We start from the raw sequence: 20,794 nt of genomic DNA on the forward strand, positions 1-20,794 counted from the left end.
CGTCGTCAGTCGCGGGCGCGGTGCTCCACGAGTGCGAGGGCGTACGCCTCCCACCACCGGCCGGCGGGCGGGCCGCCGTTGCAGCTGCCGTCGCTGAGCCCGGGGGTCTTCACCCAGAGGAGGGCGTCCAGCCGGGTCGTGCCGCCGGTGACGTGCGGTGCCTGCCCGAGTCCGGCGCCCTCGGGGTTGCACCAGGTGCCGCGCCAGCCGCGCCCGTTGCGGGACACGTCGACGACGAAGTGCGGGTCGCCGCCGATCGCGTCGGCGAGCCGGTCGGCGTAGGCGCGCTCCTGGTCGACCCGGTAGAAGTTCGACACGTTCGTGAAGAACCCCTGCACCCGGTCGATCCCGGCCTGGCGGAGCCGGTCGGCCATGGTGTCGACCGGCACCCGGTTCTCGTTCCCGCCGTCGAGGTACACGGTCAGCCCGTGCCCGGACAACGCGTCGACGGCCTTCCGCAGCAGGGGCAGGCGGGTGTCGCGCAACCGGTCGCACTTGCCGATCTGCGCGACGGAGTCCGGCTCGACGAGCACCACGGCGCCCGAGCCGGACATCGCCTCGGCAGCGGAGCGGACCCACGGCAGGTACGCGTCGGCCTCGGTGCCGCCGCGCGAGTAGTTCCCGCAGTCGCGGTCGGGCACGTTGTACAGGACGAACACCGGGGTCGCGTCGGCACGCTCGGCGGCGCGGACGACGGTCCGGACCGTCTCGCGGGTCGCCGACCGCGAGGTGTCCGTGAGCCAGGTGGCGATCGGCTGGTCGGCGATGGCGGCGATCCGGTCAGCGGTGTCCTCGCGACCCTCGGCGCGTGCTCGTCGCTCCCGGATGCCGGGCTGGTTCACGGCCTCGGGCTGTCGGGCGAGCCCGCCGGGGAAGGCGTCGGCGGCCGACTTCCGCCCGACGACGGGGCGGTCGGTCGACGCTGAGGGACCGGCGGTCCCGTCCGGGCCTCCGGTGTCCCGGTCCCCACCGGAGGGACCGACCACGACGACCGTCGTCACGACCGCCGCGACGACGAGCGCTGCGGCGGCGATCCATCCCCACTGCCGACGGCCGTGGGCGCGAGCGCGGCGGGGTCGAGCGGGCCCGTGGTGGTGCGGCATGCGGCGGTCCTCCCTGGACGTGACCGTCGGGTCGGGCGTGGACGCCCCGGTCCATGCTGTCAGGTCCGGGTCCGCCGTGGCCAGTGCCCACCGGTGCCGTCCGGGCGTCGTGCCCGGGCCTCCCAGGAGCGCTCCAGCGACCGTGCAGGAGCGTGCAGCACACTGACGCGGTGTTCCGACGACTCCTCCTCCTCGCCCTGACCGCGGCGTACGCCTGGGTGATCTGGCGGATGACGCTGACCCCGCAGGTCTTCACCTCGGCGCAGAACTCGCTCGTGCTGCACGCCATCGCGTGGGTGCAGCAGCTGCCGCACGGCACGTGGTTCACGTACGAGCGCACCGAGTTCCTCGCCAACATCGCGATGTTCGTGCCCGTGGGTGCGCTCGCCGCACTCTGGCTGCCGCGCCGCTGGTGGATCCTCGGCGCCCTCGTCGCCGTGGCGCTGTCGACCGGCATCGAGTTCGCACAGGCCACCTACCTGCCGTACCGCGTCGCCGACCCGCGGGACGTCCTGTCGAACGGCCTGGGCGGGCTGCTCGGCGCCACGCTCGTCGGACTCGTCCGGAGCCTGCTGCCCGCACCGCGGCGCCGCCGCCTGCGGGCCAGGGCCGCCTAGATCTCTGGTAGTCTTGCGCGGTTGCCGTCGAACGGCCGCGGACAAAGAGCGCTCGTGCATCAGGTACGGGCACCGCGCAACGGACAGGAAGGGGATCATCCATGGCACTTGACGCGAAGGTCAAGCAGGAGATCATCGAAGAGTACGCGACCCACCCGGGCGACACCGGATCCCCCGAGGTCCAGGTCGCCGTTCTGACGCGTCGCATCAACGACCTGAACGAGCACCTCAAGGAGCACAAGCACGACCACCACTCGCGTCGTGGTCTGCTGCTCATGGTCGGTCAGCGTCGCCGTCTCCTCGGTTACCTCTCCGACGTCGACATCGCCCGCTACCGCACGCTCATCGAGCGTCTCGGCCTGCGTCGCTAGTCGACCGACCCACGGCTTGACCGAACGCCCCGGCCCTCGTACGAGGACCGGGGCGTTCTCCGTTCCCGGGGAATGCTCGCCGGGCTGGTCCGGTTGGATGCTATGTTCATGCAAACGCATCGAAAGTCGGGACCCACCATGACCACCATCGCCGTCGTCTCCGCCGGACTCTCCGAGCCCAGCTCCACCCGCCTGCTGGCCGACCGCCTCGGCGAGGCAGCCGTCGCCGCGCTCGTCGCCGAGGGCACCCCGGCCCACGTCGAGCACGTCGAGCTCCGCCCGATCGCGCACGAGGTCACCGACGCGATGCTCACCGGCTTCGCGGCGCCGGGGCTCGCCGCCGCGACGGCCACCGTGGTCGGGGCCGACGCCGTCGTGTTCGTCACCCCGATCTTCACGGCCGGCGTCAGCGGCCTCGCGAAGTCGTTCCTCGACGTGCTCGACAAGGACTCGCTGGCCGACCTGCCGGTGCTGCTCGGCGCGACCGGCGGCACGTCGCGGCACTCGCTCGCGATCGACCACGCCCTGCGGCCGGTGTTCGCCTACCTGCGCGCCGCGGTCGTGCCGACGGGCGTGTTCGCCGCGACGGACGACTGGGGGACCGACGGCGACGCCGCGGCCCTGGACGCACGCATCCGCCGGGCGGGGGCCGACCTCGCCTGGGCGATCCGGGCCTCCCGGCGGACCCCGCAGGAAGCCGACGCGCTCCCCGCGACCCCGGACTTCGCGAGCCTGCTCGGCGGCCTCGGGCACTGACCGGCGGTCCGCCGAGCGCTCAGTACCAGTGCGGGTCGACGCTCATCTCGTGCCCCCACGCGGCGCAGGGTGAGCCGTAGGCGCTCTTGATGTACGCGAGTCCCCAGTCGATCTGGGTGGCCGCGTTCGTCCGCCAGTCCGCTCCCGCCGCCGCCATCTTGTCGGCGGGCAGCGACTGCGGGATGCCGTAGGCGCCGCTCGAGGCGTTCAGGGCGTTCGCCCGCCACCCGGACTCCTGCGTCCAGAGCGACACCAGGCACGAGAACTGGTCGCCGCCCCATCCGTAGGCGCCGATCGCGCCGCGTGCGTACGACTGGGCGCCGGCGGGGTCGACCACGACGCCCCCGGTGCTCGGGTAGCTCGTGCCCGTTCCGCCGCTGCTCGCGCTGCTGTTCGTCGGCGTCGCGGCGTTCCGGGCGGCCTCGGCCGCAGCGGCCGCGGCGCGCTTGCGCTGCTGTTCGGCCTTCTGCGCCGCGACGCGCTGGCCGAGTTCGTACCCGGCCTGCTGCTCCGCGGTGCTGTCCTTGAGCGACGCGAGCTGCGCGTACAGCTCGTCGCTGTGCTGCTCGGTCGAGTCGACCGCGGCGTTCGCCGCCTGCTCGGCCGACTCCGCCGCGGCCGAGCGTTCCTCGGCCGCCTGCGCGCGGGTGGCCCGTTCCGCCTCGGCCCGCTCGGCCTGCTCGTGCAGCGACGACGCGGTGCCGGCGGCGACGGATGCCTCGTCCATCACGCCGGACCACGTCGACGAGAGCTGGTCGAGCGCCCCGAGCTGGTACAGCAGCTGGTCCGGGTCGCCGGCGGTCGCGATCCGGGTCGTCATCTGGTTCGTGCTGCCGTCGCGGTACAGGTTCGCCGCGAGCTGGCCGGCCCGCTGCTGGGCGCGGTCCGCCGTCTCGCTCGCGTGCTGCGCCTGGGCCTGGAGGCTCGTGGCGGCCTGGGTGGCCTCCGCCAGCTCCGCCTCGGCCGCGTCCGCCTTCGACGAGGCCACCAGGGCGGCCTGCGACCTCGCCGCGGCCTCGTCCTGCGCGGCCTGCAGTGCCGACTGGACCTTCCGCACCTCGACGCGTTTCGCGGCCTCGTTGCCCTTCGCACGCTGGACGTCCTGCCACGTCGGGTACTCGGTCGCGTTCGCCGGGACGGCGGTCAGTGCCGGGGCGACGAGCGCGCCGACGACCACGGCGGCCGCGACGAGCACGCCCCGCGAGGGGGTGAGACGCATGTCCGCAGGCTACCGAGGATCACCCGGGTGCCAGCGAGCCGCGCCGCCGATTCCCTGTGGACTGGTAAAGTCGCTTCCGTCCGAGGACCTTCTTCCCCGGACGTCAGACAAACACTGCGCAGGCCGGGCACGGAGCTGGTCATCGGTGGTGGCTCGCGGGCCGGAACGGTTTCCCGAGTGCTTCTACTGCTGGCCAGACATGCGTCCCGACCCATCGGCGCGCACGCACCCTCGTGTGCCGTCGCCACGGCCTGCCGGACACACATCAAGGAGGCACCCTTTTGGAGGGTCCCGAGATCAAGTTCGCCGAAGCCGTCATCGACAACGGCAAGTACGGCACGCGCACCGTCCGGTTCGAGACCGGCCGGCTCGCACAGCAGGCGCAGGGCGCGGTCGCCGCGTACCTCGACGAGGAGACGATGCTCCTCTCGGCCACCAGCGCCGGCAAGCACCCGCGTGAAGGATTCGACTTCTTCCCGCTCACCGTCGACGTCGAGGAGCGTTCCTACGCCGCCGGCAAGATCCCCGGCTCGTTCTTCCGCCGCGAGGGTCGTCCGTCGACCGAGGCCATCCTCGTCTGCCGTCTCATCGACCGGCCGCTCCGTCCGTCGTTCGTCGACGGCCTGCGCAACGAGGTCCAGATCGTCATCACCGTCCTGAGCATCGCGCCGGACGAGTTCTACGACGCGCTGGCCATCAACGCCGCGTCCGCGTCCACGCAGATCTCCGGTCTGCCGTTCTCCGGCCCGATCGCCGGTGTGCGCCTCGCGCTCATCCCGGGGTCCAACGGCACCGACCAGTGGGTCGCGTTCCCGAAGGCCTCGCAGCTCGCCGACGCCGTGTTCGACCTCACCGTCGCCGGCCGGGTCGTCACCGACGACCAGGGCAACGAGGACGTCGCGATCATGATGGTCGAGGCCGAGGCCACCGAGCACAGCTGGGACCTCATCCAGGGCGGCGCCACCAAGCCCGACGAGGCCGTCGTCGCCCAGGGCCTCGAGGCGGCCAAGCCGTTCCTCAAGGTGCTGGTCGAGGCGCAGGCGAAGATGGCCGCGCAGTCCGCCAAGGAGATCCAGGACTACCCGGTCTTCCCGCCGTACGCCCCCGAGGTCTACGACGTGGTCGAGTCCCTCGCCCTGTCCGAGCTCGGTGACGTCTACAAGATCGCCGGCAAGCTCGAGCGCCAGGACGCCGACGACGCCCTCAAGGCCCGCGTCAAGGAGGCCGTCGCCGCCAAGGTGTCGGCCGGCGAGCTGCCGGAGAGCGCCAACGGCCAGGTCAGCGGTGCCTACAAGTCGGTCACGAAGAAGGTCGTCCGCGGCCGCATCCTCACCGAGCAGGTCCGCATGGACGGTCGCGGCCTCGCCGACATCCGTCCGCTCGACGCCGAGGTCGCCGTGATCCCGCGCGTCCACGGTTCGGCGATCTTCCAGCGCGGCGAGACGCAGATCCTCGGCGTCACCACGCTGAACATGCTCAAGATGGAGCAGCAGATCGACTCGCTGTCGCCCGTCACGAAGAAGCGCTACCTGCACCACTACAACTTCCCGCCCTACTCGACCGGTGAGACCGGCCGCGTGGGTTCGCCGAAGCGTCGCGAGATCGGGCACGGCTTCCTCGCCGAGCGCGCCCTCGTGCCGGTGCTGCCGTCGCGTGACGAGTTCCCCTACGCGATCCGTCAGGTGTCCGAGGCCCTCGGCTCCAACGGCTCGACGTCGATGGGCTCCGTCTGCGCGTCGACCCTGTCGCTCCTCAACGCCGGTGTGCCGCTCAAGGCCCCGGTCGCGGGCATCGCGATGGGCCTCGTGTCCGACACCGTCGACGGCCAGACCCGCTACGCGGCGCTGACCGACATCCTCGGTGCCGAGGACGCCCTCGGCGACATGGACTTCAAGGTCGCCGGTACCTCGGAGTTCGTCACGGCCATCCAGCTCGACACGAAGCTCGACGGCATCCCGTCGTCGGTCCTCGACGCCGCGCTGAAGCAGGCCAAGGAGGCCCGCTCGGCCATCCTCGGCGTGCTGACCGAGGCGATCGACGCCCCCGACGAGATGGCGGACACCGCGCCCCGCGTCATCTCGGTGCAGATCCCCGTCGACAAGATCGGCGAGCTGATCGGCCCGAAGGGCAAGACGATCAACGGCATCCAGGACGACACCGGTGCCGACATCTCGATCGAGGACAACGGCACCGTCTACATCGGCGCCGTCGACGGTCCGTCGGCCGAGGCCGCTCGTGCCCAGGTCAACGCGATCGCGAACCCGACCAACCCGGAGATCGGGGACCAGTTCCTCGGCACCGTCGTGAAGATCGCCACCTTCGGCGCCTTCGTGTCGCTGCTCCCGGGCCGTGACGGTCTGCTCCACGTCTCCGAGGTGCGCAAGCTCGCCGGTGGCAAGCGTGTCGAGAACGTCGAGGACGTCCTCGGCGTCGGCCAGAAGATCCTGGTCGAGGTCACCAAGGTCGACGACCGCGGCAAGCTGTCGCTCGCGCCGGTCGTGGCCGACGACGTGGACACCGAGGGCCGTGATGACCACGCCTCGCACGCCGAGGCTCCGGCCGAGGGCTGATCCACCCGCGTCCCGACGCACGAACGGCCGCCGTCCCCTCCCGGGGCGGCGGCCGTTCGCCGTTGCGGGGGTCAGGTGGCCGGGGTCTCCTGCGTGCCGACGAGCTGGGCGCGGCCGAGCAGGTGCTCGCGGAGCACGAAGCCGACGACCGCGGGGGTGGCGTCCGCCGGTGCCTCGAGCACCGGCACGTCGAGCGCGCTCAACGTGAAGAAGTAGCGGTGCGCACCGTGCCCGGCGGGCGGAGCGGCGCCGAGGAACGTGTCCGTGCCGAACTCGTTGCGGCGACGGAGCGCCTCGGCCGGCAGCAGGGCGTCATCGGTCCCGGCGCCCTGCGGGAGCGAGGTCGCCGAGCCGGGGATGTCGGTGAGCGACCAGTGCCAGAAGCCGGAGCCGGTCGGTGCGTCGGGGTCGTACACCGTGAGCACGAAGCTCTTCGTGCCCTCGGGGGCGTCGGACCACTCGAGTGCGGGGGAGCGGTCCTCGCCACCGGCATCGGTGCCGCGGGCCCACGTCGGGAGCTCGGCGCCGTCGGCGAAGTCGGGGCTGGTCAGGGTGAACGCGGGGACCTCGGGGAGGTTCCAGTTGGGGTCGTTTGCCATGTGCTCCAGCCAACACCCGCGGCCTCGGGGGCGGCTCGGCGGCGGTGCGTGGGCGGCGTGGTGGTGCGGAAGCGACTCCCGTGGGGGGAGCTGCGCGGTTGGTGTCGCGAAGGCGACAGATCGCCGCGAACTGTTGGCGGGGGATTGTCGCTTCGGCGACCCGCGGGGGAGAACGTGACCGTGCGCCGGGCGGGAGGTGCGCGGCGGGGCCGGGTCCGGCCTCTCGGTCGTGGCTGGCGGGCACGCGGCGGCGTTGTGCTGCGGAAGCGACTCCCGTGCGGGGAGCTGCGCGGTTGGTGCCGCGAAGGCGACAGATCGCCGCGAACTGTTGGCGGGATCTTGTCGCTTTGGCGACTCGGGGGTGGGGACGTGACCGTGTGCTGAGCGTGAGGTGCGTGGCGGGGCCGGGTCGGGCCTCCCGGCAGCCTCCGCACCAGCGCGGGGCGACGTTGCGTTACGGAAGCGACACCCGTGCAGGGAGCCGCACGGTTCGTGCCGCGAGGGCGACAAATCGCCGCGAACTGTTGGCGGCAGACTGTCGCTTTCGCGTCAACGCCCGACCCGCCCGCACGGGGCGGTGACGCGTCAGACGGCCAGGACCCGGTCGACCACGCGCTGCAGGGCGGCCGTGGCCGCGATGGCGTCGCCGGCGTACGCGCCCGCCATCGCGCCGTCGCGGGCGAGCATGAGTTCGTCGGCGCCGTCGCCCGGCAGCGGGTGGCCGGCTTCCTGCAGCAGGGTCGCGAGGCGCTCGGTGTACCACTCGCGGTGGGTGGCGACGACCTCGCGCACCGGGTCGCGGGGGTCGTGGTACTCGGCTGCGGCGTTCAGGAAGGCGCAACCGCGGAACTCGGGGTCGTTGACGTCGTCGGCCAGGGCGGTGACCCAGGCCCGGACGGCCGCCGCGGGGGTCTCGGCCGACGTGGTGAACGACTCCATCCGCTGCTGCACGCGCTCGTCCTGTGCGCGGATGTAGGCGAGGATCAGGTTGTCCTTCGACCCGTAGTGCTTGTAGAACGTCGCCTTCGTGACGCTGGCCTCGGAGATGAGGCGGTCGACGCCGACGCTGTGGATGCCCTCTTCGTAGAAGAGTCGCGAGGCGGTCTCGAGGATGCGGACCTTCGCGCCGCCGGAGCGGGGAGTCGGGGGGACGCTCGACCCGTCCGGCGACGCGAGGTTCGTGCTCGGGCCAAGGAGACGCTGGACGGCCGGTTGGGGGGAATCGACCGTCACAGCGTGGCTCCTTGGGCTCATCGGCTCCGCGATCTGAGTGGGGGGACTCGTCGACCGCGCAGGACTGATGTCCCGAGCCACCGGATCGGAATCTAGGGGGGCTACCGATCCGGCTTGCCCAACTGTAGCACAAGGAGGACAGACAGACGAGTCGGTCTGTCCACACTTTCTGTACCCCACTTCGAGTGGCGTCCGACGCGCCTGTGCAAACTGGGCGAGGCCCGCGAGCCGATCAGTAGGCTCGTCTGCGATGAACCAGCCAGTGCCACTGCCGCTCGGGGCCCCGGACACGTCCTTCCTGACGTCCGGCGGGGCCTTCGTCCGTCGCACCGTGCTGCCGTCGGGTGTCCGCGTGCTGTCCGAGGCGGTGCCGGGTGCCGCTTCGACGAGCATCGGGTTCTGGGTCGGCGTCGGTTCGCGCGACGAACGCGACGGTCAGTTCGGGTCGACGCACTTCCTCGAACACCTGCTCTTCAAGGGCACCGAGACCCGCTCGGCGCTCGACATCGCGATCGCGTTCGACTCCGTGGGCGGTGAGCACAACGCCGCGACGGCCAAGGAGTACACCTGCTACTACGCCCGGGTCCGGGACACCGACGTCCCGATGGCCATCGGCGTGATCGGCGACATGGTCACCGCGTCCGTGCTCGACCCCGACGCCTTCGACGTCGAACGCGGCGTCATCCTCGAGGAACTCGCGATGGCGGCCGACGACCCGGCCGACGTGGCGGGCGAGGCCTTCTTCGCCGCGGCGTTCGGCGGACACCCGCTCGGGCGTCCGATCGGCGGCACCCCGGACAGCATCCGCGCCGTCGGGCGTGACGAGGTCCTGTCCCACTACCGCGAGCACTACGCACCGAACGGCATCGTGGTCACCGCCGCCGGCGCCGTCGACCACGACCGCCTGTGCGAGCTCGTCGGGCAGGTGTTCCACGACGCCCCGCGCGCCGACCCGCTGTCGCGTCGCACGCCGCAGACCGTCGCCGACCCGGTGCAGCCGAAGCTGTCGGTCGTGCACCGACCCACCGAGCAGGTGAGCATGCTGCGCGGCTCGCAGGGGCTCGACCTGCGCGACGAGCGGCGCCCGGCGCTGAGCGTGCTGAACGCCGTGCTCGGCGGCGGGATGAGCTCCCGGCTCTTCCAAGAGGTGCGCGAGCGTCGCGGGCTCGCCTACGCGGTGTCCTCGTTCGCACCCGCCTACCTCGACAACGGCGCGTTCGGCGTCTACGCCGGCTGCGCGCCCGACAACGTCCCCGGCGTGATCGACATCGTCGACGCCGAGTTCCGCCGGATGGTCGACCACGGCATCACGGCCGACGAGCTCCGGCGCGCCAAGGGCCAGATCGAGGGCGCGCTGACGCTCTCGCTCGAGGACTCCGACGCCCGCATGACCCGCCTCGGCCGGTCCGAGCTCGGCACGGGGGAGTACACCGACCTGGCAACGGCCCTCGAGCGCGTCGACCGCGTCACCACCGACGACGTGCTCGAGCTCTCGCGCGACCTGCTCACCCGTCCGACGATCACCTCGGTCGTCGGCGCCGTGCAGCAGGACGAGCTCGCGGCCGCGATCGGGATCGGCAGCTGAGCATCGACATGTCGCACTACCTGTACCTCGTCCGGCACGGTGAGCACCAGGACGCCGAGCACGGCCTGCGCGACGGCAAGCTCTCGGAGCGCGGCAAGCGTCAGGCGATGTTGGTGGCCGATCGGCTCGGCGGCGTGCCCTTCGACGGCGTGTACCACTCGCCGCTCGAGGCCCCGAGCGAGACCGCCGCGTTCCTGGCGCAGCGACTGCCCTCGATCCAGCCGGAGCCGTCGACGCTGCTCTTCGACTGCATCCCCTCCGGTCCGACCCCGGACATGCCGCACGCGTACCAGGGCTGGTACGGCGGCATCACGGAAGAGGAGATCGTCGCCGGCCAGGCCCAGATGGGTGACGCCGTGGCCGAGTGGTTCACCCCGGCGCGCGAGGACCGGCACGACCTGCTCATCACGCACAACGCCGTCATCGGCTGGTTCGTCCGCGAGGCCTTCCAGGCCCCCGAGTGGCGCTGGATGGGCACGAACGTCGCGCACACCGCGCTCACCATCATCCGGATCCGGTCGGCCAAGCCGGCCGAGGTGGTCACGCTCAACGACCTGGCCCACCTGCCGGTGGAGCTCCGCACCGGGCTGCCGGTGGACCAGCCCGTCTAGCGGCCGACGGTCCGGGACACGCGTTCTGGACGGGAGGCCCGGTCCGGCTCAGGCGATCGGCTTGCGGTACCAGGCGGTCGCGTTCGGGTTCGCGTTGAACGGCTCGACGCGTCGGTAGCCGCGTCCCCTGTACATCGCCCCCGCTGCCACGAGCGAGTCGTTCGTGTCGAGCACGATGCTCGTCGCGCCGAGACCGGCGCCGGCGCGCTCGAGCACGTCCATCACCGCGGTGGCGACACCCTGCCCGCGACCGGCCGGGGTGACGAAGACGTGCTTCACCTCGAAGCGCACGTCGACCGCGCCCGCGTCGCCGGTCCCGTCCGCGATGCGTCGGAGCCCGCCGCACCCGACCGCGGTGCCGTCCGCGTCGTACGCGACCGCGAAGACCCCGTTCGGCGGCGTGAACTCGGCCGCCGGGGTGCGCTTCCGCGAGTAGGCGCCCTGCGCGCTCGGGAACGTCGCCTCGCGCTCGTCCAGGTACGCGTCCAACAGCACGTCGACCTCGGGCAGATCGGCCGGCACGGTCCTGACCTCGACTGACATGGGTCGATCCTAGGATGGAGCGCATGGTCACTCCCGTCGCCGTCGTCGGCGCCACCGGTCGTCTCGGGGGTCTCGTGGCCGCCGTGGTCCAGGAACTCCCCGAGCTCGAGCTCGTCGCGAGCCTGTCCTCGAAGGACGGCGCGCACGAGGCCGACCCGCAGGTCTTCGCGGGCGCCCGCGTCGTCGTCGACGTGACGGTGCCCGCGCTCAGCCCCGCGATCGTCGAGAACGCGCTGTCGAGCGGCGCGAACGTGCTCGTCGGCACCTCCGGCTGGTCTGCCGACCGGCTGGCGACACTCCGCTCGGGGATGCAGGACCGCCCGGAGCAGGGGGTCCTCGTCGTCCCGAACTTCTCCATCGGCTCCGTGCTCGGCACGCACCTGGCGACGATCGCCGCGCCGTGGTTCCCCGCGGTCGAGATCATCGAGACGCACCACGCCGGCAAGATCGACTCGCCCTCGGGCACCGCGGTCCGCACGGCCGAGCTCGTCGCCGACGCCCGCCGCGACGTCGGCCCGGTCGACGCCCCGCACGTCGACCAGCGTGCCCGCGGGCAGCAGGTCGCCAGCGTGCCGATCCACTCGCTCCGACTGCCCGGGGTGAAGGCCGTGCAGGACGTCCTGCTGAGCGGTCCCGGCGAGACCCTGACGATCCGGCACGACACGAACGACGACGTCGCCTACGTCGCCGGCATCCGGGCGGCGCTCGGTGCCGTCGGGGCCGCGCGCGGGCTGACCGTCGGCCTCGGCAGCGTGCTCGGCATCGGCTAGGCGACCGCCGTGCTCCGCACCGTCCGTTCGCCTTTCTGGGGCGCGGCGCTGATGACCCTCCTGCTGGCGCTCTACATCGGGCTCGTCGGGCAGCGTGCCGTCGCGTTCGTGGCGACCGGTGTGCCGATCGGCATCGCGATCGGCGTCGCGCTGTTCGTCGTCGCGGCCGTCGGCGCCCTGCTGCTCGTGCTCGAGGTGCGCTTCGGTGTCCGCATCACCCGGCTCGGCGCGCGGCTCGAACGCGAGGGTGGGACCCCCGACGACGTCGTCGCGGTCCGCCCCTCCGGCCGTCCGACGCGGCAGGCCGCCGACGAGGTCTTCCCGCGGTACAAGGCGGCGGTGGAGTCCGACCCGGGCGACTGGCGCGGCTGGTACCGGCTCGGCGTGGTCTACGACGCCGCCGGCGACCGGAAACGAGCCCGGGCCGCGATGCGCGAAGCGCTCGCGCGGTCCCGGGCGACCGCGTCCTGAGCGCACGACGCCGCACCGTCCGGAGCGGTGCAGTGGAGCCGACCGACCCGGTCAGCGGGGCCGCGCGGGGGACGCGGGGCGGGCCTCCCGGCCGTCAGAAGGCGGCGTCGACGGCGTCCTCGGCGCGCGCGTACCGGAACGCGTAGCCGGAGTCGAGCAGCTTCGTCGGCACCATCTGCTGGCTCGACAGGAGCATGTCGTCCGCGGCGTCGCGGAGCGCGAACCGCAGGGCGAAGGCGGGGACGTGGAACAGGTACGGGCGGTGCAGGTCCTCGGCGACGCGCTTCGTCAGGCGGTCGGCGACGGCGGCGTCCGGGCCGGCGAGGTTGACCGGTCCGGTGACCCCGGCGGCCGCGGGGCTCGTCGCGAGGTGCACGATCGCGCCGACCTCGTCCTCGAGGGCGATCCAGGGCCAGAACTGTCCACCGGTGCCGAGCCGACCGCCCAGGCCGGCCTTCGTCAGGGGGACGAGCGGTGCGAGCGCGCCGCCGCCCTGGCCGACGACGATGCCGGTGCGCAGGGTGACCACGCGGACGCCGTCGGGGGCGGCGTTCGCGGCGGCCTCCCACGCGGTGCAGACGTCGGCGAGGAAGCCGGTGCCGGGGGCCGCGTCGTCGTGCAGGACGTCGGCGGGGCGGTCGCCGTACACACCCGAGGCCGAACCGGACAGGAACAGCGCCGGCGGGACGGCCGCGTGGCGCATCGCCTCGACCAGGGTGTCCGTGGCGTCGACCCGCGACCGGCGGATCTCGTCGCGGTACGCGTCCGTCCAGGGCAGCTTGCCGATGTTCGCCCCGGCCAGGTTGATGACGACGTCGGCGCCGTCGAGCACCGCGGGGTCGAGCGGCCGCCGTCCGGGCGCCCACCGGAACTCGGCCGCGGTGCGGGGCTCGCGCCGGACGAGCGTCGTCACGTCGTGGCCCGCCTCGCGCAGCGCGTGCACGAGCGGGGTGCCGATGAAGCCGGAAGCGCCGGCGACGAGGATCGAGAGCGGTGCTGCCGCCGTGTCTGCCATGCCCGCAACGCTACTCACGCCGACGTAGTCTTCTGTGTGTGAGCGACAGCGAGACCGTGCAGCCCGACCCCACCGTGCCGACGCCCTACGAGGACCTGCTCCGCCGCGTCCTGACCGAGGGCACCCCGAAGGGCGACCGCACCGGTACCGGCACCCGCAGTCTGTTCGGCGCCCAGCTCCGCTACGACCTGTCGCAGGGCTTCCCGCTCGTCACCACGAAGCGGGTGCACTTCAAGTCGATCGCCTACGAGCTCCTGTGGTTCCTGCGCGGCGACGGCAACGCCACCTGGCTGCAGGAGCACGGCGTCCGCATCTGGAACGAGTGGGCCGACGCCGACGGCGACCTCGGGCCGGTCTACGGCGTGCAGTGGCGCTCGTGGCCGACGCCGTCGGGGGAGCACGTCGACCAGATCGCCCAGGTCATCGACCAGATCCGCACGAACCCGGACAGCCGCCGACTCATCGTGTCCGCGTGGAACGTCGCGGACGTGCCGGACATGGCGCTCGCCCCCTGCCACGCGTTCTTCCAGTTCTACGTGGTCGACGGCAAGCTGTCGTGCCAGCTCTACCAGCGCAGTGCGGACATGTTCCTCGGGGTGCCGTTCAACATCGCCTCGTACGCGCTGCTCACGCACATGATCGCCGCGCAGACCGGACTCGAGGTCGGCGACTTCGTGTGGACCGGTGGCGACTGCCACGTCTACGACAACCACGTCGAGCAGGTCGAGGAGCAGCTGTCCCGCACCGCGTACGCGCTCCCGACGCTCGAGCTCGCCCCGCGCGACTCGATCGACGACTACGAGTACGAGGACTTCACCGTCGTCGGCTACCACCACCACCCGTCGATCTCGGCCGCGGTCGCCGTCTGATGGCAGCCGACCGGGTCGGCATGGTCTGGGCGCGGTCCACCGCCGGCGTGATCGGCGCGGACGGCGGGATGCCCTGGCACGTCCCCGAGGACCTCGCGCACTTCCGGCAGGTCACGGGCGACGCGACCGTGGTGATGGGGCGCCGCACGTGGGAGTCCCTGCCGTCGCGGTTCCGGCCGCTGCCAGGACGCCGCAACGTCGTGCTGACGCGGGACCCCTCGTGGCGGGCCGAGGGCGCCGAGGTCGTGCACGACCTGCGCGCGGCGCTCGACGGCCCCGGCGGCTCGGGCGGCCCCGGCGGCTCGGTGTGGGTCATCGGCGGCGGCCAGGTCTACGCGGCGGCGCTCGACCTGGCCGACCGGGTCTCGGAGACCGTCATCGACGTGGACGTGCCGGGCGACACCGTCGCGCCGTCGCTCGACGGGGCCGCCGGCTGGTCGCTCGTCGACGAGGGCCCGTGGCAGGAGTCCCGCGTCGACGGCACGCGCTTCCGTTTCCTGGAGTGGCGCCGCCGCGCGTAGCGCACGCCGCGCCGCGCGCGGCCGTCGGCGGAACCAGGTTCCGGACACCACACCGCGCGTTTCCGTGGTGCTGTGTCCGGAACCTGGTTCCCGACCGGGGAACCGGCGGGGCGGGGGCGAGCCGCGCCTCCCGGAGCGGGGACCGTCCACCCGGACGGCGGCCTTCGCGCCCGACCCCGGTACGCTGGTGCCCGTGTCCCCGCGTGAGAATCCCTTCGGTCAGGTCCTCGTCGCCCTCGTGACCCCGTTCACCGCGGACGGCGAGGTCGACTGGCCCGGCGTCGAGCAGCACATCGACGACTGCATCAGCGCCGGTGCCGACGGCATCGTCGTCACCGGGACGACCGGTGAGACGAGCACGCTGACCGACCCGGAGAAGCTCCGGCTGGTCGAGGTCGGCAAGTCCGTCGCCGCGGGCCGCGCGAAGATCATCACGGGCGGTGGCTCGAACGAGACCGCGCACGCGATCCACCTGTACAAGCAGAGCGAGCGGGCCGGCGCCGACGGCGTCATGATCGTCACGCCGTACTACAACAAGCCGACCCAGGCGGGCGTGCTGACCCACTTCCGGATGATCGCGGACGCCACCGACCTGCCGGTGATCCTGTACGACATCCCCGGCCGCACGGGCATCCCGATCACGTACGAGACGATCGTGCGTGCCTCGAAGCACCCGAACATCCTCGCGGTGAAGGACGCCAAGGGCGACTTCGCCGAGGTGTCCCGCGTGCTCAACAACACCGACCTCATGTACTTCTCCGGCGACGACACGAACGTGCTCCCGCACCTGTCCATCGGCGCGACGGGTCTGATCGGTGTGACGGCGAACATCACGAGCCGGCCGTACCGCACGATCGTCGACGCCGTGAACGCCGGCGACCTGGCGACGGCGACGGCCGAGCACAAGCGTGTCGAGCCGCTCGTCCGCGCCGTGATGACGCACGTGCCCGGTACCGTGGCGGCGAAGTACATCCTGCACGGGCTCGGCCGCATCGGCAGCCCGCGCGTCCGACTGCCGCTCGTCGGCCCCGAGGACTCCGAGGCGTACGCCATCGAGACCTCGCTCGAAGCCGTGCGCGACGTGCCCGGTGCCGACTTCTCGAACTTCCGCCCCGACCGCAACGCTGCGGCCGGTGGCGCACTGCCAAAGGTGCCAGGCACCACCCGCTAGCGAACACCGCGGCGCGCAGCACGCGCGTCGCCTGAATCCGTAGGACCGAATGCCCACACAAGTCTCCACACCGCAGCCGCTCGAGAACGGCACCCTCCGCGTGATCCCCATCGGGGGTCTCGGCGAGATCGGTCGCAACATGACCGTCTACGAGTACGAGGGCAAGCTGCTCATCGTCGACGCCGGCGTGCTGTTCCCCGAGGAGCACCAGCCCGGTGTCGACCTCATCCTCCCCGACTTCGCGCCGATCCGGGACCGCCTGGACGACGTGCTCGGCGTCGTGCTCACGCACGGCCACGAGGACCACATCGGCGCCGTCCCGTACCTGCTCAAGCTGCGTGACGACATCCCGCTGATCGGCTCCACGCTGACCCTCGCCCTCGTCGAGGCCAAGCTCAAGGAACACCGGATCAAGCCCTACACGCTCGTCGTGCAGGAGGACCAGACCGAGCAGATGGGTCCGTTCCACCTCGAGTTCGTGGCCGTGAACCACTCCATCCCGGACGCCCTGGCCGTCGCGATCACGACCCCCGCCGGTCGCGTCCTGCACACGGGCGACTTCAAGATGGACCAGCTCCCGCTGGACGACCGGATCACCGACCTCCGTGCCTTCGCGCGGCTCGGCGAGCAGGGCGTCGACCTGTTCCTGCCGGACTCCACCAACGCCGACGTGCCGGGCTTCACCGCCCCGGAGCGCGACATCGGCCCGGTGCTCGAGAACATCATCACGCGCGCCCGCAAGAAGGTCGTCGTGGCGAGCTTCTCGTCGCACGTGCACCGCGTGCAGCAGGTCCTCGACGCCGCCGCGGCCGCGAACCGCAAGGTCGCGTTCATGGGCCGGTCGATGATCCGCAACATGACGATCGCCGCCGAGCTCGGGTACCTGCGCGTGCCGGAGAACGTGCTCATCGACACGAAGAAGGCGAAGAACGTCCCCGACGACCAGATCGTCTACATGTCGACCGGGTCGCAGGGCGAGCCGATGGCCGTCCTGGCGCGCATGGCAAACCTCGAGCACCAGATCGAGATCGGCGAGGGCGACACCGTCATCCTCGCGTCGAGCCTCATCCCGGGCAACGAGAACGCCGTGTACCGCGTCATCGACGGGCTCACCAAGCTCGGCGCGAAGGTCGTGCACAAGGGCAACGCGAAGGTGCACGTCTCCGGACACGCCTCCGCCGGCGAGCTGCTCTACTGCTACAACATCCTGCGCCCGCGCAACGTGCTCCCCGTGCACGGCGAGCACCGCCACCTGTACGCGAACGCCGACCTGGCGATCCAGACGGGTGTGCCGCCGCGCAACGTGATCCTCGGGCAGGACGGCATCGTCGTCGACCTGAAGGACGGCGTCGCGACCGTCGCCGGCCAGCTCGACATCGGCTACGTCTACGTCGACGGCTCCACCGTCGGCGAGATCACCGACGCCGACCTCAAGGACCGCCGTGTCCTGGCGGAGGAGGGCTTCATCTCGATCTTCGCCGCGGTGGACTTCACCACCGGCCAGTGCGTGGTCGGCCCGGAGATCCAGTCGCGCGGCTTCGCCGAGACCGACGCCGTCTTCGACGACGTCCGCCCGCAGATCGCCAAGGCGCTGTCCGAAGCGGCCGCCAACGGCACGCGCGACTCGCACGCGTTCGCGCAGGTCGTCCGTCGCACCGTCGGCCGCTGGGTGAACACGAAGCACCGCCGCCGTCCGATGATCGTCCCGGTGGTCATCGAGGCGTAGCGCGGTCCGTCGCGATCGGCCGGGAGGCCCGTCCAGCGTCCGTCAGGACGCTGCGGCGGGCCTTCCTCGCTTTGTCCCGGGTGGGGATTAGGCTCCTGCCCATGGCCGGAGGCACCAAGTCGACCACGCGCTCGCGCGCGTCCACGTCGTCCCGTGGCAACGGGACGCGCGGTTCGTCGCGCACCCAGGCCACGACGAAGAAGCTGCCGCAGGCCGCACCGTCCCCGGTCTTCCGCGAGCAGAACCCGCTCGTGACCGCCTGGCTCGCCATGGCACACGGCGTCGGGGCGATGTTCCGCCTGCTCGGCAAGGAGACGTTGGAGAAGGACCAGCGGCGTGACGGGTTCCCGTTCCTGCTGTTCGTGCTCGCGATCGCCGGGGCCGTGGTCGAGTGGCTCAACCCGACGAACGACGTCTCGATCGCGCTCGACGCCTACACGTTCGGCGGCCTGTTCGGCCGGTTGGCGTTCGCGCTGCCGGTCATCATGGTCGTGTTCGCTGGGTGGTTGTTCCGGCACCCCGCGTCGGTGCACGACAACACGCGGATCGGCATCGGGCTCGGCCTGCTGCTCGTCTCGATCGCATCGCTCTGCCACGTCTTCGGCGGGCAGCCGAGCGCGGCGGACGGCATGCCCGCCCTGGCCGCCGCCGGCGGCGTGCTCGGCTGGGTCGTCATCGGCTGGCTCGTGGCGATCGCGACCGCGTGGGTCGCGGTGCCGGTGGCCGTCCTGCTGCTCGTGCTCTCCCTGTTCATCATCACGAAGACCCCGCCGAACAAGACCGGTCGTCGTCTGCACGAGCTGTACGCGTACCTGTTCGGGGCGCCGGCTCCGGCCGCCGAACCCGAGGCCGAGGTCGCCGAGGCGCCCGCTCCCCGGGCGCGGGCGACGAAGCGCGGCAAGAAGGGCGACACCGACTTCCAGCTGTTCGACGACCTCGGTTTCGCGGACGAGCAGCCCGCCGCCGAGGCCGACGGCGACGGCGAGGGCGGCGAGACGGTGCCCTGGTGGCGCCGGAACAAGTCCGGGCGCGAAGAGGACCCGGCCTACGACAGCCCCGTGCTGCCCCCGGCAGCGACCGGTGTCGCAGCGTCGGCACCCGCCGCCGCCCCCGCACCCGCACCTGCCGCAGCCCCCGCTCCGGCCGCGGCCGCGCCGTCCGTCAGCCCGAACGCCGGCGCCGCAGCCGGGCTGGTCGACCTCACCCCCGCCGAGCCCGCTTCGGTGAACCTCAACGACTCCGTCGAGCAGGACCTGCAGGACGCCGAACAGGCCCTGCGCGACTTCGGCACCGACGTGCCCGCGCGCCCGGAGCCGACGGCCGCGATCCGCCCGGCGGTGCCCGAGGCCATCGAGAAGCCGCTCGACGAGCCGACCGACGAACCGGCCGAGCTCTCCGCCGCGGCGTCCGACGACGACCCGTCGAAGCCGTACCGCCTGCCGGCCGCCACCACCCTGAGCTCGGGCACCCCGTCCGTGGCGCGCAGCCAGGCGAACGACGACATCGTCGCCGCGATCACGGGCGTGCTCACCGAGTTCAAGGTCGACGCGAAGGTCACCGGGTTCTCCCGCGGGCCGACGGTCACCCGCTACGAGATCGAGCTCGGCCCGGGCGTCAAGGTCGAGCGCGTCACGGCGCTGTCGAAGAACCTGTCGTACGCGGTGGCGTCGAACGAGGTCCGCATCCTGTCGCCGATCCCGGGCAAGAGCGCGATCGGCGTCGAGATCCCGAACACCGACCGCGAGATCGTGTCCCTCGGCGACGTGCTGCGCTCGAACGCCGCGCGCAAGTCGAAGCACCCGATGACGATCGGCGTCGGCAAGGACGTCGAGGGCGGCTTCGTCGTCGCGAACCTGGCGAAGATGCCCCACCTGCTCGTCGCCGGTTCCACCGGTTCCGGCAAGTCCGTGTTCATCAACTCGATGATCACCTCGCTGCTCATGCGCGCGAAGCCGTCCGAGGTCCGCATGGTCCTGGTCGACCCGAAGCGCGTCGAGCTGTCGATCTACGCCGGTGTCCCGCACCTCATCACGCCCATCATCACGAACCCGAAGAAGGCAGCCGAGGCGCTGCAGTGGGTCGTGAAGGAGATGGACATGCGGTACGACGACCTGGCGTCGTTCGGGTTCCGTCACGTCGACGACTTCAACAAGGCGATCGAGGACAACGAGATCGTCCTGCCCGCCGGCAGCGAGCGGAAGCTCAAGCCGTACCCGTACCTGCTCGTCGTGGTCGACGAGCTCGCCGACCTCATGCTCGTCGCCCCGCGCGACGTCGAGGAGTCGATCGTCCGCATCACCCAGCTGGCCCGCGCGGCCGGCATCCACCTCGTGCTCGCGACGCAGCGCCCCTCGGTCGACGTCATCACCGGTCTCATCAAGGCGAACGTGCCGTCGCGCATCGCGTTCGCGGTGACGAGCGTCACGGACTCGCGGGTCATCCTCGATCAGCCCGGCGCCGACAAGCTCATCGGCCAGGGCGACGCGCTGTTCCTGCCGATGGGGTCGTCGAAGTCCCTGCGCGTGCAGGGCGCCTGGGTGCACGAGGGCGAGGTCGCCGAGGTCGTCCAGCACGTCACCCGGCAGGCCCAACCCGAGTACCGACAGGACGTCCAGGCGGTCGTCGAGCGCAAGGAGATCGACGCCGACATCGGCGACGACCTCGAGCTGCTGCTCGCGGCCGTGGAGCAGGTCGTCTCCACCCAGTTCGGCTCGACGTCGATGCTGCAGCGCAAGCTCCGCGTCGGCTTCGCGAAGGCCGGGCGCCTCATGGACCTGATGGAGTCCCGCGACATCGTCGGGCCGTCCGAGGGGTCGAAGGCGCGCGACGTCCTCGTCACCGCGGACCAGCTGCCCGCGGTCCTCGCGAAGCTCCGCGGCGAGGAGCCGCCCGCTGCCGCGGCGCCCGCGGCCCCCGTGCCCGGACCGAGCGACGACGGCGACCGCTACGGCGCCGACCCCGTGGGCGACATGACCCGCGGGTACGATGAAGTGCACGACGAGCCCGATGAGGACGCGTGGGGACTGACGGGCAGGGAGTGAAGG

At 72.0% G+C, this 20,794-nt stretch carries 19 protein-coding genes; 13 read left to right on the forward strand and 6 right to left on the reverse strand.

Annotated features, from left to right (window positions below; translation table 11 throughout):
• Positions 1 to 5: 5 nt before the first annotated feature.
• Positions 6 to 1,103 (reverse strand): glycoside hydrolase family 6 protein, encoded by a 1,098-nt coding sequence (locus BIU94_RS08795; protein ID WP_071257612.1) that lies wholly within the window; start codon positions 1,101 to 1,103, stop codon positions 6 to 8.
• A 152-nt stretch (positions 1,104 to 1,255) separates the two neighbouring features.
• Between BIU94_RS08795 and BIU94_RS08800 the strand changes: the two genes are divergently transcribed.
• The 3 genes from BIU94_RS08800 (at position 1,256) to BIU94_RS08810 (ending at position 2,847) form a co-directional block, all read left to right on the forward strand.
• On the forward strand, positions 1,256 to 1,720 hold the full coding sequence (locus tag BIU94_RS08800; protein WP_175472100.1) for a VanZ family protein: 465 nt from the start codon (positions 1,256 to 1,258) through the stop codon (positions 1,718 to 1,720).
• A 101-nt stretch (positions 1,721 to 1,821) separates the two neighbouring features.
• Positions 1,822 to 2,091: a 30S ribosomal protein S15 gene (gene rpsO, locus BIU94_RS08805; protein ID WP_071257618.1), complete on the forward strand. Its 270-nt coding sequence runs from the start codon at positions 1,822 to 1,824 to the stop codon at positions 2,089 to 2,091.
• A 138-nt stretch (positions 2,092 to 2,229) separates the two neighbouring features.
• The gene (locus BIU94_RS08810; RefSeq protein WP_071257619.1) at positions 2,230 to 2,847 is read left to right on the forward strand and encodes a CE1759 family FMN reductase; all 618 of its coding nucleotides are present in this window, start codon (positions 2,230 to 2,232) and stop codon (positions 2,845 to 2,847) included.
• A gap of 19 nt (positions 2,848 to 2,866) precedes the next feature.
• Here BIU94_RS08810 and BIU94_RS08815 read toward each other — a convergent pair whose 3' ends face one another.
• A complete protein-coding gene (locus BIU94_RS08815; protein WP_071257621.1) occupies positions 2,867 to 4,066 on the reverse strand; it encodes a lytic transglycosylase domain-containing protein in 1,200 nt (399 codons plus the stop codon).
• Positions 4,067 to 4,347: 281 nt separating this feature from the next.
• On the opposite strand from BIU94_RS08815, the gene BIU94_RS08820 reads away from it, so the two are divergent.
• Positions 4,348 to 6,636, forward strand: coding sequence for a polyribonucleotide nucleotidyltransferase (locus tag BIU94_RS08820; RefSeq protein ID WP_071257625.1), 2,289 nt, complete (start codon positions 4,348 to 4,350; stop codon positions 6,634 to 6,636).
• A gap of 71 nt (positions 6,637 to 6,707) precedes the next feature.
• Here the strand turns inward: BIU94_RS08820 and BIU94_RS08825 are convergent, their stop codons facing one another.
• Entirely contained in the window at positions 6,708 to 7,235 is a 528-nt protein-coding gene (locus BIU94_RS08825) for a YbhB/YbcL family Raf kinase inhibitor-like protein (protein WP_071257628.1), read from the reverse strand.
• 585 nt (positions 7,236 to 7,820) lie between these two features.
• On the reverse strand, positions 7,821 to 8,468 hold the full coding sequence (locus BIU94_RS08830; protein WP_175472099.1) for a TetR/AcrR family transcriptional regulator: 648 nt from the start codon (positions 8,466 to 8,468) through the stop codon (positions 7,821 to 7,823).
• Between the two features lie 250 nt (positions 8,469 to 8,718).
• On the opposite strand from BIU94_RS08830, the gene BIU94_RS08835 reads away from it, so the two are divergent.
• On the forward strand, positions 8,719 to 10,053 hold the full coding sequence (locus tag BIU94_RS08835) for a pitrilysin family protein (protein WP_071257631.1): 1,335 nt from the start codon (positions 8,719 to 8,721) through the stop codon (positions 10,051 to 10,053).
• Between the two features lie 8 nt (positions 10,054 to 10,061).
• Positions 10,062 to 10,664: a histidine phosphatase family protein gene (locus tag BIU94_RS08840; RefSeq protein WP_071257634.1), complete on the forward strand. Its 603-nt coding sequence runs from the start codon at positions 10,062 to 10,064 to the stop codon at positions 10,662 to 10,664.
• A gap of 48 nt (positions 10,665 to 10,712) precedes the next feature.
• On the opposite strand, the gene BIU94_RS08845 is transcribed toward BIU94_RS08840, so the two are convergent.
• Positions 10,713 to 11,207 (reverse strand): GNAT family N-acetyltransferase, encoded by a 495-nt coding sequence (locus tag BIU94_RS08845; protein ID WP_071257644.1) that lies wholly within the window; start codon positions 11,205 to 11,207, stop codon positions 10,713 to 10,715.
• A 23-nt stretch (positions 11,208 to 11,230) separates the two neighbouring features.
• Here BIU94_RS08845 and dapB point away from each other — a divergent pair, with 23 nt between their 5' ends.
• Together dapB and BIU94_RS08855 are read left to right on the forward strand one after the other, a co-directional pair.
• Complete coding sequence (gene dapB, locus BIU94_RS08850; RefSeq protein ID WP_071257805.1) at positions 11,231 to 11,977, forward strand: 4-hydroxy-tetrahydrodipicolinate reductase; 747 nt, start codon at positions 11,231 to 11,233, stop codon at positions 11,975 to 11,977.
• A gap of 51 nt (positions 11,978 to 12,028) precedes the next feature.
• A complete protein-coding gene (locus BIU94_RS08855; RefSeq protein ID WP_071257650.1) occupies positions 12,029 to 12,448 on the forward strand; it encodes a tetratricopeptide repeat protein in 420 nt (139 codons plus the stop codon).
• Between the two features lie 94 nt (positions 12,449 to 12,542).
• On the opposite strand, the gene BIU94_RS08860 is transcribed toward BIU94_RS08855, so the two are convergent.
• A complete protein-coding gene (locus tag BIU94_RS08860; RefSeq protein ID WP_071257655.1) occupies positions 12,543 to 13,463 on the reverse strand; it encodes a TIGR01777 family oxidoreductase in 921 nt (306 codons plus the stop codon).
• A gap of 38 nt (positions 13,464 to 13,501) precedes the next feature.
• Here BIU94_RS08860 and BIU94_RS08865 point away from each other — a divergent pair, with 38 nt between their 5' ends.
• From BIU94_RS08865 to BIU94_RS08885, 5 genes are all read left to right on the forward strand, one after another.
• Positions 13,502 to 14,332 (forward strand): thymidylate synthase, encoded by an 831-nt coding sequence (locus BIU94_RS08865; protein ID WP_254784794.1) that lies wholly within the window; start codon positions 13,502 to 13,504, stop codon positions 14,330 to 14,332.
• Positions 14,332 to 14,853, forward strand: coding sequence for a dihydrofolate reductase (locus BIU94_RS08870; RefSeq protein WP_071257657.1), 522 nt, complete (start codon positions 14,332 to 14,334; stop codon positions 14,851 to 14,853). Before BIU94_RS08865 ends, BIU94_RS08870 begins: the two co-directional genes overlap by 1 nt.
• A gap of 193 nt (positions 14,854 to 15,046) precedes the next feature.
• Positions 15,047 to 16,024: a 4-hydroxy-tetrahydrodipicolinate synthase gene (dapA, locus tag BIU94_RS08875; protein ID WP_071257810.1), complete on the forward strand. Its 978-nt coding sequence runs from the start codon at positions 15,047 to 15,049 to the stop codon at positions 16,022 to 16,024.
• Positions 16,025 to 16,073: 49 nt separating this feature from the next.
• A complete protein-coding gene (locus tag BIU94_RS08880) occupies positions 16,074 to 17,750 on the forward strand; it encodes a ribonuclease J (RefSeq protein WP_071257662.1) in 1,677 nt (558 codons plus the stop codon).
• Positions 17,751 to 17,851: 101 nt separating this feature from the next.
• Positions 17,852 to 20,791, forward strand: a complete 2,940-nt coding sequence (locus BIU94_RS08885) for a DNA translocase FtsK (protein WP_071257665.1) — start codon at positions 17,852 to 17,854, stop codon at positions 20,789 to 20,791.
• Positions 20,792 to 20,794: the final 3 nt, after the last annotated feature.

Origin of the sequence: Curtobacterium sp. MMLR14_006, from assembly GCF_001864985.1 — a bacterium.
In the GTDB taxonomy this organism is placed as follows: Bacteria; Actinomycetota; Actinomycetes; order Actinomycetales; family Microbacteriaceae; genus Curtobacterium.

Bases quoted from the DNA above. Each gene is read 5' to 3' on its own strand.
- BIU94_RS08795 (WP_071257612.1), bottom strand. From the start codon at position 1,103: ATGCCGCACCACCACGGGCCCGCTCGACCCCGCCGCGCTCGCGCCCAC.
- rpsO (WP_071257618.1), top strand. From the start codon at position 1,822: ATGGCACTTGACGCGAAGGTCAAGCAGGAGATCATCGAAGAGTACGCG.
- BIU94_RS08810 (WP_071257619.1), top strand. From the start codon at position 2,230: ATGACCACCATCGCCGTCGTCTCCGCCGGACTCTCCGAGCCCAGCTCC.
- BIU94_RS08815 (WP_071257621.1), bottom strand. From the start codon at position 4,066: ATGCGTCTCACCCCCTCGCGGGGCGTGCTCGTCGCGGCCGCCGTGGTC.
- BIU94_RS08825 (WP_071257628.1), bottom strand. From the start codon at position 7,235: ATGGCAAACGACCCCAACTGGAACCTCCCCGAGGTCCCCGCGTTCACC.
- BIU94_RS08835 (WP_071257631.1), top strand. From the start codon at position 8,719: ATGAACCAGCCAGTGCCACTGCCGCTCGGGGCCCCGGACACGTCCTTC.
- BIU94_RS08840 (WP_071257634.1), top strand. From the start codon at position 10,062: ATGTCGCACTACCTGTACCTCGTCCGGCACGGTGAGCACCAGGACGCC.
- BIU94_RS08845 (WP_071257644.1), bottom strand. From the start codon at position 11,207: ATGTCAGTCGAGGTCAGGACCGTGCCGGCCGATCTGCCCGAGGTCGAC.
- dapB (WP_071257805.1), top strand. From the start codon at position 11,231: ATGGTCACTCCCGTCGCCGTCGTCGGCGCCACCGGTCGTCTCGGGGGT.
- BIU94_RS08855 (WP_071257650.1), top strand. From the start codon at position 12,029: ATGACCCTCCTGCTGGCGCTCTACATCGGGCTCGTCGGGCAGCGTGCC.
- BIU94_RS08860 (WP_071257655.1), bottom strand. From the start codon at position 13,463: ATGGCAGACACGGCGGCAGCACCGCTCTCGATCCTCGTCGCCGGCGCT.
- BIU94_RS08870 (WP_071257657.1), top strand. From the start codon at position 14,332: ATGGCAGCCGACCGGGTCGGCATGGTCTGGGCGCGGTCCACCGCCGGC.
- BIU94_RS08880 (WP_071257662.1), top strand. From the start codon at position 16,074: ATGCCCACACAAGTCTCCACACCGCAGCCGCTCGAGAACGGCACCCTC.
- BIU94_RS08885 (WP_071257665.1), top strand. From the start codon at position 17,852: ATGGCCGGAGGCACCAAGTCGACCACGCGCTCGCGCGCGTCCACGTCG.